Raw genomic sequence first — 11,866 nt, forward strand, 5'->3', positions numbered from 1 at the left:
ACGTTACAGCGACTGCGCCAGCTTACGCAAAAAGGTCTCGCAGTGCTGCAGCTGGGCCATTTCGACGTACTCATTGGCCTTGTGGGCCTGCGCAATCGCACCGGGGCCGCAAACCACCGCTGGAATGCCTGCCTGCTGGAACAGGCCCGCCTCGGTGGCGTAAGCCACCTTGCGCTTTTCGCGGTCGCCAGTCAGTGCCTGCGCCAGCTGGCTGATGGCCTCAGTTTCCGCTGTATCGAACGAGGGGGCGCCCGCCAGCGATTCAAACTCAATGCGCGCCTCGGCAAACTCCTGGCGCATGCGCGGCAGCAGCTCCTGCTGCACATAGGCTTCCACCTGTGCCTGAATGCCATCGGGGGCAATGCCGGGCAGGTTGCGGAATTCGTACGCAAACTCGCACAGCTCGGGGATGGTGTTCACCGCAATCCCGCCGTGGATCTGGTTGGTCGTCATGCTGGTGTAGGGCACATCAAAAAACGTGTCGTACGGGCCCTGGGCCTTGAAACCATCGGCCAGATCGCGGATACGGCAGATCAGGCGCGCGGCGTACTCGATCGCATTGCTGCCGCTGGGCGTCAGCGACGAATGCGCGGCCTTGCCATGCACCTTGCAGCGCCACACATTGATGCCCTTGTGTGCCACCACGGGCTGCATGCTGGTGGGCTCGCCCACAATGCAGCCGTCAAAACGCTGGCCCTGCAGCTTCAGTTGCTCCAGCATGATGGGTGCCCCCACGCAGCCCACTTCTTCGTCGTACGACAGCGCAAAGTGCAGCGGCTTGGCGCGCGGCATGGCCAAAAACTCGGGCACCAGCGCCAGACCGGCGGCAATAAAGCCCTTCATGTCGCAGGTGCCGCGGCCGTAGAGCTTATCGCCCACAGCGGTCAGCGCGAACGGATCGGTGTCCCACTGCTGGCCGTCCACGGGCACCACATCGGTGTGGCCGGACAGCACAATACCGCCCTGCGTGCCGCCATCCTGGGCGGGCAAGGTGGCAAACAGATTCGATTTCGCGCCATCGGGCGACTTGAACAGCTGCACGCGCACGCCCTGGGCGGCCAGCGCGTCGCGCACGTGCTCAATCAGATGCAGGTTGGAATTGCGGCTGGTGGTGTCAAACGCCACCAGCGTTTGCAGCCAGTGGTGGGTATTCGGTGTAGTCATGGGATGCACTTTGCTCAGCGCCTGGACAGCACGGTGCCCAGGCTGTCCCGCAGTGTACGGCGCTGGCTGCGCCGGATACGCCTACCAGAGGGGGAATACCCGCAGCACAAACCACGGCCCCCAGGCGTGCGGGCCAGAAATCCCTAGTTGCCACCCGTACTTTCCGCAGCACTCCCCTACCGCAGTTGAAGACAGCCTGCTATTCTGGCGACCGCTGGCAGCCCATGGAGTGATGGCTGTCCGCATGCCACAAAGGTGCCCCTGCCGGGAACGCCCTTGTGAAGCAGCATCGCTCCGCGTTTTTTTACAGGCCCAACACCACAGGCCAGCAGTCCGCGCACGTGGGCTCGGCTTGGAAAGTCACCCATGACAAACATTCACATGCTGCACTGCGTGGATGGGCCGCTGCTTCGGCTGCGCACCTAAGCCAGCGGGTACGGCGTTTATCACGCGCTTTCCCACCCAACACTCCACCTGATCTACACCCTTTGATGCATGGCACGCATGGACGTGGCCGCGCGTCATGACCGCTGGCCGCCGTCCGTCTGGCGTACGGGTGTCCCCACTACCTTTGAATCCAAGGAGGGTCGCGTATGCGCGTCCTCACCGCCCCCGAATCTGATTGCACCGACACAGCGTTGAACTGCCAGCAGCCTTATGTGCTGCGCACCCGCCACTGGACAGGCACCAACCTGTGGAGCCCGCACCCCGTGCTAGAAGCACAGCTGCTGGACATGGACGCCGCGCAGTGGCCGCAGCTGGAAGAGCTGCTGCACAGCCTGCTGGCCGCCGTGGCCCTGCCCGACCGCTTTTGCCAATGCCTGCCCGGCATCAACGGGCGTGGCACCGTGGTGCTGGAAGCCAGCGAAGCCCCGCTGGGCCGCTGCGTGCTGCAGCAAGCGCTGGAGCTGCTGGCCCTGTCTGCCGTGGAACGTGCCCAGCAATGGGCCGGTGCCCTGGGGCGCATTCGCCACGTCATCGATGAAGAATGCCTGGGCCCCAGCACGGCCTGCATTGCCAATGCCGCCATCCAGCGCCACCTGCCCGCTTATCGCCTGTTCCCCAAAGGCAATCTGGTGCAGCTGGGCATGGGCGCGGCGCAGCAGCGCATCTGGACAGCCGAGAGCGACAAAACCGGCGCCATCGCCCAGGACATCGCCTCCAACAAAGCGCTGACCAAGCGCCTGCTGGCCAACGCCGGCATTCCCACGCCACAGGGCGACTTTGCCAGCTCGCCTGCACAGGCCTGGCACATTGCGCAGGGTCTGGGCCTGCCCGTGGTGGTCAAGCCGCTGGACGGCAATCGCGCCCGGGGCGTGAGCCTGGATTTGATGGACCAGGCCTCGGTCGAAACCGCCTGGCAGTTGGCCCGCCGCGAAGGCACGCAGGTACTGGTGGAACGCTGCATCCGCGGCACCGAGCACCGCGTGCTGGTGGTGGGCGACTATGTGGTGGCAGCCACGCGCGGCGAAACCGTGAACGTCATCGGTGACGGCCACGCCACCGTGGCCCAGTTGGTGGAAACCCAGATCAACCAGCACAGCCGCTGCCTGATCGACAACACGCTGGAGCGCATTGAGCTGTCCAGCAACGCCCAGGTGCTCGGTGAACTGCACCGCCAGCAGCTGGATGCGCAATCCGTGCCCGCCGCTGGCCAGCAAGTGATCTTGCTGCGCACAGGCAACCTGACCGTCGATTGCACGGACGAAGTGCACCCCGATATCGCCCGCAACGCCGTCATGGCGGCCCGCACCATCGGCCTGGACATTGCCGGCATCGACATGGTGGTGCAAGACATTCGCCAACCGCTGCTGGAGCAAGGTGGCGCGATTGTGGAAGTGAACGCCGGCCCCAGCCTGCTCATGCACCTGTACCCCGTGCACGGCAAGGCACGCGCCGTGGGTGAAGCTATCTGCACGCACCTGTTCCCACGCCCGGACGACGGCCACATTCCGCTGGCCGGTGTGCTGGCCGATGAGGCCTCGGGCCAGCGCATGGCGCAGGCCCTGGGGGTGTGGCTGCAATCACAGTCCTACTACACCGGTGTGGCCAGCGCCGAGCAGATGTACCTGCAAGGCAACCCCATGCTGCAGCCTGCCAGCCAGTCCCCCTCTGCGGGCCAGCGCGTGCTAATGCACCGCGCCGTGACAGCGGCCGTGATTGCGCAGGATATGGCACGTGCTGCCGCATCGGGCTGGGCCTATGCGCAAAGCGATCTGACCGTGATCTGCCCCGACGCCTCCAGCCTGGAAGCCAGCATGCAGCAACGCGTGCTGGCGGCGCAGCTGCGCACCGTGCGCCCCGGCGGCATGGCGGTGCTGGGCACCGGCTGCGGCCAGCTGGAAAGCCTGGCGCTGACCTGTCTGGGCCAGGTCACCTGGGTAGATGCCGATGAACAGCACCCGCTGCTGCAGTCGCACCGCCGCGTGAACGGGCGGGTGGCCTTTATCCGTGATGGCCGCGTGGTGTGCGCGCACGGTGAAAGCGAAACCACGCTGCCCCTGCCCCAGCGCATGGGCGACTGGGCCGTGCACGAATGGCTGGCCGTGGCCGCCGCAGGCTGGGCCATGGGCTGGCCCCTGCCCATGCTGGATGTGATGGCACAGCAGCTGTCCACCTCCAGCACCAAGGACTGATCGCCCCCGCGTGAATGTGCAAAGTGCTTTTCAGCTTTAGGAGCTGAAAGCGCTTGCACTGCCTGGGCTAGAGGCCAAAAAGACGCTCAACACCTAGTCGCCGTGCTCTGCGCTGCAAAGCCCTTTTCAGGCGGCGGATTTCAGGCTGTCCATGTCCACCACAAAGCGGTATTTCACGTCGCTGTGCAGCATGCGTTCATAGGCCTGGTTGATGTCCTGCATGGCAATCATCTCGACATCGGCGGTAATACCGTGCTGACCGCAGAAATCCAGCATCTCCTGCGTCTCGGCAATCCCGCCGATCACCGATCCCGCCACCGCTTTGCGCCCCAGAATCAGCGGCACGGTGTTCACAGCAGGCTCTTGCATGCCCAGAAAGCCCACCAGCACCAGCGTGCCGCCCGTGGCCAGCGTGCTGGTGTAGGGGTTCAGATCGTGGGCGTAGGGCACGGTGTCGATGATCAGGTCAAACTGCCCGCGCACCGCCTTCATCTGCGCCTTGTCGGTGCTGATGACCACGCGGTCTGCACCCAGACGGCGGGCATCGTCTTCCTTGCCGATGGAGCGACTGAACAAGGTCACCTGCGCGCCCAGCGCCTTGGCCAGCTTCAGCGCCATATGGCCCAGCCCGCCCAGGCCCACCACCGCCACGCGGCTGCCTGCCCCCACCTTCCAGTGGCGCAGCGGTGACCAGGTGGTGATGCCGGCGCACAGCAGCGGTGCCACGGCCTGCAGATTCAGCCTCTCCGGCAGCTTCAGCACAAACTCCTGGCGCACCACCACCTGTTCGGCATATCCGCCCTGGGTGGCACTGCCGTCTACGCGGTCCGTGCTGTTGTAGGTGCCCGTCATGCCGCGTTCGCAGTACTGCTCCCAGCCCTTGGCGCATGCGCCGCAGCTTTGGCAGCTGTCCACCATGCAGCCCACGCCCACCGCATCGCCCACGCGAAAACGCGTGACGGCACTGCCCACCGCCACCACGCGGCCCACAATTTCATGCCCAGGCACCGTGGGGTAGACAGTGCCGCCCCAGTCATTGCGTGCGGTGTGCAGATCCGAGTGGCACACACCGCTGTACAGAATGTTGATCACCACATCGTTGTCGCGCGGGTCGCGGCGCACAAAGTGAAACAGACCCAGCGGGCTGGTGGCAGAGGTGGCGGCGTAGCCGCGGGTGGCTTGGGGCATGGCTTCAGGTCTTTCAACAAAGATTGTGGGAAATGGCCTACGTGCATTCGCAACGCTGTGCGCTTGGCACATTACACACGCTCTCTAGCATGCATCGTCAACGGATTGACAAATGCTATCGAGACGCCCACCTATGCCACACCGCGCTCCCTTGCTCCAGCTGCCTGCCCTTGCCGCACTCACCACCTGCACCCTGCTGCTGGCCGCGTGCACCAGCCGCCCCGTCACCGAAAACGTGCCGCCACCCCGCATTGACACGCTGGCGCAGCCTGCCCTGCAGGGCGACACCCCGGAGACCATGCTCGACTGGGCCGGCACCTACCAGGCCCTGCTGCCCTGCAACGGCTGCCCTGGCATTGCCATCAGCGTGCAGCTGCGCGAGAACAAAACCGCCGTGGTGCGTGAGCGGCGCATGGGCGGCGATCTGGACCAAGCGCCACCCACCACCTACAGCGGCCCTTTCCGCTTTGAGCCCAGCGGAGGCAGCCAGATTGCACTGCAGCGCAATGCGCAAGAACCCATTGCCTACCGCTTCTTTGTCTCCGAAGGCTGGATTGAAATGCGCGAACGCGCCACCGGTGCGGCGCTCAATCCCAGCCAGATGTACCGCCTGCGCAAGACCAGCCTGCCCGCCAGCTAATCCCTGTACCCAGGCCGGCGAAAAAACTTGAGCCCCATCAGCTTTCAATTGGTAACAATCGCTACACTTTCAGGCTCCGGCGTGATTTCCCACGCCTTACCGGGTGAAATCCTGACCCACAGGCCCACCACCCCGCTTGCCGAGAGAAGAAGTTCATGCGATTTCCACACCTGGCGGTGCTTGCTGCCACGTTTGCTTTGACAGGCTGTTTTGACGAATCTCCGCTGGAGGACACCTTGATGTTCCCCCCCGGTGTGGACATTCAGTACCTGGGCCAACCGGCCAAGCTCTACGGCACCTCGCAGTGCGCGCAAGGCAACCTGACCGGCCACACCTGCCTGATCTTCCCGCCGGACCAGCCCAAGGCCAAGGGCGTCATCATCAGCGGCAAGCGCGTGTATGACGTGCAGCTGTCAGTGCGCAAAGACACGAAGAACCCCATCTACTACGTGATCGAAGACCAGCACAAAGAGCACGTGGTCTCCACCACCGGCCGCCACGACGAATACGGCAACATCGACATTCGCCCGGTGAGCCTGTCCAACTAACAGCCCAATCAGCTGCTAGCCCTTATGCAACAAGCGCTGGCAGCTCCTTTTTTTTCACACACTCTGCCCCCCCTACCCACGGCAGCAGCTGCGCACGCGCCCCAGTCATCTGGCGGGGCGACGCTGGTCTGTGCCCGCCACCGCTGCACAGCGTTTGGTACGCTTTAGGCCATTTTCGCCACCTAGCCCTTGCTGCACCTAGGCTGACTGCTATGGATTGCAAAGACGGCACCACGCCTTGCAGCGCGCACCACACACCTTGAGCGCCCCCGTGCGCAAAGTCATTGCGCACTGCACCACTCTGCGCCTAAGCTGCTCCCCCATACACATAACAAGCTGGGGGGAGACACATGCAGGCCATCCACGCACAACTCAAAAAACGCCACCGCGCCACGCGCGATGCCATGCCGCAAGCGCTGAACCTGCGCGTGCACCGCGCCCTCAGCTGGCTGCAGCGCGCTGCTGTCTGTGACCCCGAGTACGACCCGGACGCGCGCTTTGTCTTTTTGTGGATTGCGTTCAACGCCGCGTATGCCCAAGAAATCCCTGCGCACCAGCGCCTGAGCGAACAAGACAGCTTCAACGCCTTCTTGCGCAAGCTGCACGCGCTGGACAGTGGCAAACAGCTGGACCATTTGGTCTGGCACACCTTCAGCGGCCCCATCCGCGTGCTGCTGGACAACCCCTACGTCTTTGAATCGTTGTGGAGCTTTCAGCGCGGCGAGATCGACGAAGCCACCTGGCAAGAACGCCTGGCCGCTGGCAAGCGCAAAGCCGCCATCTTGCTGGCCCAGGGCCACACGCCCGAACTGCTGGCGCTGGTCTTTCAGCGCATCTACACCCTGCGCAACCAGCTGATGCACGGCGGCGCCACCTGGAATGGCAAAACCAACCGCGCGCAGGTGGTGGACTGCGACAACCTCATGGGCCAGATCGTGCCCGTGGTGGTGGACATCATGATGGCCCATCCGGAAGCGGCATGGGGTGAGGCTTGTTATCCGGTGGTCACGGAACCGCTTTGATGTGGTATTTCACCCAGCCAAACGCTGCGCAGCCTGCTGCAAGCCAGTAAAGATTGGCGCAGATACTGTCTCAGGAAAATGTGCTGGCAACTTTTTTTGCACGGTAGCGATGGCATGCGGCGTGTGTTCGACCACCTTGCTCAGCAATTCATCCATGCCATAGCCTTTAGGCGACTGAATGCCATACCGCTGCCCCAGTTCGAGCCAGTGGCGGCGAGTAATGGTGTGCACCAGCCAGTGTGGATTCTTCATGCGAACCGCCATAGCGAGCTTCACACGCTTAGGCTGCAGTTGGTGCGCTTTTTTGCCCATGTAAGGATGCACAGAGATCACGTCATACAGCGGCGTCATTTCATAACGACCTTCTGGTCTGATGAACAAACTGAAGTTTTTGGCATGACCATCAATGGCAGCCAACATCCAAAAAAGCAGCTGTGCCATGAAGAAGTGATAGCGATCTAGCTCGCGCTTTAAGGAACTGTCCAGTAGTTTCATGATGGCTTCCACTCCCGGCCCACCGTCTGATTCATACTTTTGTGCCGGCGATGTGCCAGTGGCTTGGCACATATCCTCTTGTGGTAGCCGCATGAGTTGATCGCCTTGCCACTCACGCCGATCAAAGCGCCGCACACTCAGCACCTTTTGATCTTCAAACGTAAGAATTTCACAGTCAGCGACAGGTAAACCATAGGCCGCAAGAATCTGTGCGCAGAGCCATTCGTTTTCGACCGAATCGCTCATATCAATTTGCTGGCCGCCAGTCACGCCCAGCGCTGGTTTCAAAATATGAGAGCTGGGCGTTGCGCCTTGCGGCAAGCCCCATTGGCCATTCCAGTACAGCAAAGCGGTTTTGTCTTGTGCTCCAGCAATCGAGATACGAAATGGTGCCTCTTCATCAGGCTGCCAACCGACAGGGCCCGCTTGCGCAATCGAGCGAATATGCGCCGCCACTTGTGCGGCATTCATCCGTTCAAACACCACACGCTGATCGCGTGAAGGCACTTCTCCTGCAGGCAGAATTTGCAAAGCGCCAACGCAGTCACGCCCGACTTCGCGCAACAAGGCGTAGGTATCCGCTGTTTTGAGCTTGTAGCGCCGTGCCACGCGCTCTCTGACCTCTTGGTGATCCGGCAGTAAGTTCTCAAAGTAAAAACGTACAGCTTCCCCCTTGTGGGGCAGATTGCCGGGCGTAAAAGGTAGAGATAAAGAGAGTGGCCGACCGAGTTTGTTCTTCAACCACTGGCTGTCGTACTGCAGCACATCCACCCCGGTTTCAATGCTCCAAGTCCCCACTTGGTAACCATTCATCCATAGGTCTAAAGCTTTGCTGGATTTGCGCATGGCGGTTACCAATCTAGCTCCGTGTCAGAAGATGTGTCTTCTTGTTTGCTCAACTTAGCCTTTTTACGTAACACGACTTCCACACCCAAAATATTCATCAGCTGCGTTAAACGCTGTGCGCTGACCGCTTCGGCGTTGCGCTCCAGCGCAGACACGGTTTGCTGGGTCACCCCCATTCGCTGTGCCACATCTATTTGCGTCAGCTTGGCCTCTTTGCGAAATGCCCTGAGGAGTGGTGAAAGCTGATCGGATGTGCGAACGACAAATTCATCCATAACATCTCCTGCTGATACAACCCAAAAGCTGTATTTCATTTATACAAACTATACCTTGTATTTGTAAAATACAAACTAAGGAATGTAAAAAGGCCACGCATAGCGTGGCCTTGATGCACAAGCGCAGTTAGACCTTTAACTAAGGTTCGGTGCCAAGAAACGGCGCAGTTCCTCAATGCCCATGCCACGGCGCTCTGCCATATCGGCCAATTGGTCTTCCCCAATCTGGCCTACATTGAAGTAAGTCGCCTCGGGGTTGCCAATGTAGAAACCACTCACGCTGGATGCGGGGTTCATGGCCAGGCTCTCGGTCAGCGTCATGCCAATTTCTTCGGCCTGCAGCACCTTGAACAGGTCAATCTTGGCAGTGTGGTCGGGACATGCAGGGTAGCCGGGCGCGGGGCGAATGCCCTGGTACTGCTCTTTGATGAGCTGCTCATTGCTGAGGTTTTCATCGGCCGCGTAGCCCCACAAGTCCTTGCGCACACGGGCGTGCAGGCATTCGGCAAAGGCTTCTGCCAAACGGTCGGCCAGGGCCTTGAACATGATGCCGCTGTAATCGTCCAAAGCGGCTTCAAATTCCTTGTCTTTCTTCTCTGCGCCAATACCGGCGGTTACGGCAAACAGGCCTGCGTAATCGGCCACGCCGCTGTCTTTGGCGGCCACAAAGTCTGACAAGCAGCGGCTGGGGCGCATCACGCCATCCACCGCCTGCTTTTCAGTTTGCTGGCGCATGCCATACCAGGTCATCAGTTCGGTGGTGCGGCTTTCATCCGTGTAGAAGACGATGTCATCACCCACGCGGTTGGCGGGGAACAGACCCATCACACCATTGGCGTGCAACCAGCGGCCTTCGATGATTTTCTTGAGCATGACCTTGGCATCGGCCAAGACGTTGCGCGCTTGCTCGCCGACGATTTCGTCATCGAGGATGGCGGGGTAAGGGCCGGCCAAGTCCCAGGTCTGGAAGAACGGGCCCCAGTCGATGTACTCGGCAATTTCGGCCAAATCAAAGTTCTGGAACACGCGGCGGCCCAGCGCTCGGGGCACCACGGGGGCGTGCTCGACCACCGCTGCATTGGCGCGGGCTTTTGCCAAATCCCACAGCGGCGTTTTCTTCTTGTTGGCGTGCTGGGTGCGTACCTTGTCGTAATCGGCGCTCAGCTCATGCAGGTAGTTGTCTTTGCCTTCGCCCAGCAGGCTTTGCGCCACGCTGACCGAGCGCGAAGCGTCCGGCACGTAGACCACGGGGCCTTCGTAGTTAGGCGCAATCTTCACGGCGGTGTGCACGCGCGAGCAGGTCGCGCCACCGATCAGCAGCGGAATGTTGCGGCTGCGGAAGTATTCGTCCTTCTGCATCTCGCCCGCCACGTACTGCATCTCTTCCAGGCTGGGGGTGATCAGGCCAGACAGGCCCACAATGTCGGCACCGACTTCCTTGGCCTTCGCCAGCACTTCGTGGCAGGGCACCATCACGCCCATGTTGATGACTTCAAAGTTGTTGCACTGCAAAACCACGGTAACGATGTTCTTGCCAATGTCGTGCACATCGCCCTTGACGGTGGCGATGACGATCTTGCCCTTGCTGGACACGTCCAGACCCGCAGCTTCTTGCTGGCACTTTTCTTCTTCGATGTAAGGCACCAGGTGCGCCACGGCCTGCTTCATCACGCGGGCAGATTTGACCACCTGCGGCAAGAACATCTTGCCCGCGCCAAACAGGTCACCGACCACGTTCATACCGTCCATCAGCGGGCCTTCAATCACGTGCAGCGGGCGGCCACCCTTGGCCAGAATGCCTTGGTAAGCCTCTTCAGTGTCTTCGGTGATGAAATCGGTAATGCCGTGCACCAGCGCATGCGACAGGCGCTCGCCCACGGTCTTGGGGTGCTCGGGCGTACCGCGCCACTCCAGCTTTTTGCTGTCGTCTTTGGCATTGCCCTTGGCTTGGTCGGCAATTTCCAGCAGGCGCTCGGCAGCGTCGGGGCGGCGGTTCAGCACCACGTCTTCCACACGCTCACGCAGGGTGGGCTCCAGGTCGTCGTACACGCCGACCATGCCGGCGTTGACGATGCCCATGTCCATGCCCGCCGCAATCGCGTGGTACAGGAACACGGTGTGAATCGCTTCGCGCACGGGGTCATTGCCGCGGAACGAGAACGACACGTTCGACACACCACCAGACACCTTGGCGCCCGGCAGGTTCTGCTTGATCCAGCGTGTGGCTTCGATGAAGTCCACGCCGTAGTTGTTGTGCTCTTCAATGCCCGTAGCCACGGCAAAGATGTTGGGGTCAAAGATGATGTCTTCGGGTGCAAAACCGACTTCATCGACCAAGATGCGGTAGGCGCGCTCGCAGATCTCGGTCTTGCGGGCATAGGTGTCGGCCTGGCCTTTTTCGTCAAACGCCATCACCACGGCGGCCGCGCCGTAGCGCTTGACCAGCTTGGCGTGCTTTTTGAACTCGTCAACGCCTTCCTTCATGGAAATCGAGTTGACGATGCCCTTGCCCTGCAGGCAGCGCAGACCGGCTTCGATCACGTCCCACTTGGAGCTGTCCACCATCACCGGCACACGGGCGATATCGGGCTCGGACGCCATCAAGTTCAGGAACTTCACCATGGCAGCCTTGCTGTCCAGCATGGCTTCGTCCATGTTCACGTCGATCACCTGCGCGCCGTTTTCCACCTGCTGGCGGGCTACGGCCAGCGCTTCTTCGTACTGCTCGTTCAGGATCAGGCGAGCAAAGGCTTTGGAGCCGGTGACGTTGGTGCGCTCGCCCACGTTGACGAACAAGGTGTCATCGCCAATAAAAACGGGCTCCAGGCCCGACAGACGCATGGGCGGAATAGAAACGGGGGCAGCAACAGTCATCGCACTCACCTGTGGAAACAATAAGGGATACAAAACAGGTGAGCGCCGTTGCATGCGTGCGGCGGGCCATGGCCTGCCGTGGCCCCAAGCCTGACAGGCGGGTTGCAATTCAACCGGCCTGCTGCAGCGCTCCTTGGGGCGAAGCAGGGGATTTTAAGTGCGTGCGCCTCCGCCTGAC

The 11,866-nt window shown here is 61.4% G+C and carries 9 protein-coding genes and 1 riboswitch; of the genes, 4 read left to right on the plus strand and 5 right to left on the minus strand.

The genetic code is table 11. The annotated features are described in order from the left end of the window. Positions 1-3: 3 nt before the first annotated feature. The gene (argE, locus tag AC27VO_RS05735; protein ID WP_488665754.1) at positions 4-1,164 is read right to left on the minus strand and encodes an acetylornithine deacetylase; all 1,161 of its coding nucleotides are present in this window, start codon (positions 1,162-1,164) and stop codon (positions 4-6) included. A 593-nt stretch (positions 1,165-1,757) separates the two neighbouring features. Between argE and AC27VO_RS05740 the strand changes: the two genes are divergently transcribed. After that, positions 1,758-3,800 (plus strand): acetate--CoA ligase family protein, encoded by a 2,043-nt coding sequence (locus tag AC27VO_RS05740; protein ID WP_488665755.1) that lies wholly within the window; start codon positions 1,758-1,760, stop codon positions 3,798-3,800. Positions 3,801-3,926: 126 nt separating this feature from the next. Here AC27VO_RS05740 and AC27VO_RS05745 read toward each other — a convergent pair whose 3' ends face one another. Further along, positions 3,927-4,988, minus strand: coding sequence for an NAD(P)-dependent alcohol dehydrogenase (locus AC27VO_RS05745; protein WP_488665756.1), 1,062 nt, complete (start codon positions 4,986-4,988; stop codon positions 3,927-3,929). 133 nt (positions 4,989-5,121) lie between these two features. Between AC27VO_RS05745 and AC27VO_RS05750 the strand changes: the two genes are divergently transcribed. The 3 genes from AC27VO_RS05750 to AC27VO_RS05760 all read left to right on the plus strand — a co-directional run bounded on the left by AC27VO_RS05750 (position 5,122) and on the right by AC27VO_RS05760 (position 7,198). Then, positions 5,122-5,628 (plus strand): copper resistance protein NlpE N-terminal domain-containing protein, encoded by a 507-nt coding sequence (locus AC27VO_RS05750; RefSeq protein WP_488665757.1) that lies wholly within the window; start codon positions 5,122-5,124, stop codon positions 5,626-5,628. Positions 5,629-5,783: 155 nt separating this feature from the next. Next, entirely contained in the window at positions 5,784-6,176 is a 393-nt protein-coding gene (locus AC27VO_RS05755; RefSeq protein WP_488665758.1) for a hypothetical protein, read from the plus strand. A gap of 350 nt (positions 6,177-6,526) precedes the next feature. Further along, positions 6,527-7,198 carry a hypothetical protein gene (locus AC27VO_RS05760; RefSeq protein ID WP_488665759.1) on the plus strand — a complete coding sequence of 224 codons (672 nt, stop codon included), beginning with the start codon at positions 6,527-6,529 and terminating at the stop codon, positions 7,196-7,198. A gap of 9 nt (positions 7,199-7,207) precedes the next feature. Here AC27VO_RS05760 and AC27VO_RS05765 read toward each other — a convergent pair whose 3' ends face one another. From AC27VO_RS05765 to metH, 3 genes are all read right to left on the minus strand, one after another. Then, the gene (locus AC27VO_RS05765; protein WP_488665760.1) at positions 7,208-8,539 is read right to left on the minus strand and encodes a type II toxin-antitoxin system HipA family toxin; all 1,332 of its coding nucleotides are present in this window, start codon (positions 8,537-8,539) and stop codon (positions 7,208-7,210) included. 5 nt (positions 8,540-8,544) lie between these two features. After that, complete coding sequence (locus AC27VO_RS05770) at positions 8,545-8,814, minus strand: helix-turn-helix domain-containing protein (RefSeq protein WP_488665761.1); 270 nt, start codon at positions 8,812-8,814, stop codon at positions 8,545-8,547. A 135-nt stretch (positions 8,815-8,949) separates the two neighbouring features. Then, positions 8,950-11,688 (minus strand): methionine synthase, encoded by a 2,739-nt coding sequence (gene metH / locus AC27VO_RS05775; RefSeq protein WP_488665762.1) that lies wholly within the window; start codon positions 11,686-11,688, stop codon positions 8,950-8,952. A 33-nt stretch (positions 11,689-11,721) separates the two neighbouring features. Next, a riboswitch (S-adenosyl-L-homocysteine riboswitch) is annotated at positions 11,722-11,829 on the minus strand. Between the last annotated feature and the right edge of the window lie 37 nt (positions 11,830-11,866).

The organism is Comamonas sp. 14P8.1.4, from assembly GCF_057799285.1.

Coding starts and splice junctions, on each gene's coding strand:
- AC27VO_RS05755 (WP_488665758.1), top strand. CDS start 5,784: ATGCGATTTCCACACCTGGCGGTGCTTGCTGCCACGTTTGCTTTGACA.
- AC27VO_RS05760 (WP_488665759.1), top strand. CDS start 6,527: ATGCAGGCCATCCACGCACAACTCAAAAAACGCCACCGCGCCACGCGC.
- metH (WP_488665762.1), bottom strand. CDS start 11,688: ATGACTGTTGCTGCCCCCGTTTCTATTCCGCCCATGCGTCTGTCGGGC.
- AC27VO_RS05770 (WP_488665761.1), bottom strand. CDS start 8,814: ATGGATGAATTTGTCGTTCGCACATCCGATCAGCTTTCACCACTCCTC.
- AC27VO_RS05740 (WP_488665755.1), top strand. CDS start 1,758: ATGCGCGTCCTCACCGCCCCCGAATCTGATTGCACCGACACAGCGTTG.
- argE (WP_488665754.1), bottom strand. CDS start 1,164: ATGACTACACCGAATACCCACCACTGGCTGCAAACGCTGGTGGCGTTT.
- AC27VO_RS05750 (WP_488665757.1), top strand. CDS start 5,122: ATGCCACACCGCGCTCCCTTGCTCCAGCTGCCTGCCCTTGCCGCACTC.
- AC27VO_RS05745 (WP_488665756.1), bottom strand. CDS start 4,988: ATGCCCCAAGCCACCCGCGGCTACGCCGCCACCTCTGCCACCAGCCCG.
- AC27VO_RS05765 (WP_488665760.1), bottom strand. CDS start 8,539: ATGCGCAAATCCAGCAAAGCTTTAGACCTATGGATGAATGGTTACCAA.